This window comes from Denitromonas iodatirespirans (assembly GCF_018524365.1).
In the GTDB taxonomy this organism is placed as follows: Bacteria; Pseudomonadota; Gammaproteobacteria; order Burkholderiales; family Rhodocyclaceae; genus Nitrogeniibacter; species Nitrogeniibacter iodatirespirans.
The window spans coordinates 1-235 of sequence record NZ_JAEKFT010000188.1 but is presented as its reverse complement, the minus strand read 5'-3'; the positions used below and the strand labels follow the sequence as shown (position 1 = coordinate 235).

Below are 235 nucleotides of genomic sequence, written 5' to 3'. Positions count from 1 at the left end.
ATTCGATCCGAAAGCCGCGGATCTTGACCTGGAAGTCGTTGCGGCCCAGGTATTCGATGGTGCCGTCGGGCAGCCACCGGCCCAGGTCGCCGCTCTTGTACATGCGCCCGCCTTCGACGAAGGGGTCAGCCAGGAAGCGCTCAGCGGTGAGTTCGGCTTGGTTGAGGTAGCCGCGCGCGACGCCCTCGCCGCCGATGTACAGCTCGCCGGCCACGCCCACCGGGACCGGTTGGTG

General features: G+C 67.7%; 1 protein-coding gene. It reads right to left on the bottom strand.

The window, feature by feature from the left end:
• Positions 1-235: AMP-binding protein (locus tag I8J34_RS24495; protein WP_214364229.1), on the bottom strand; the 235-nt coding region annotated here is incomplete at both ends.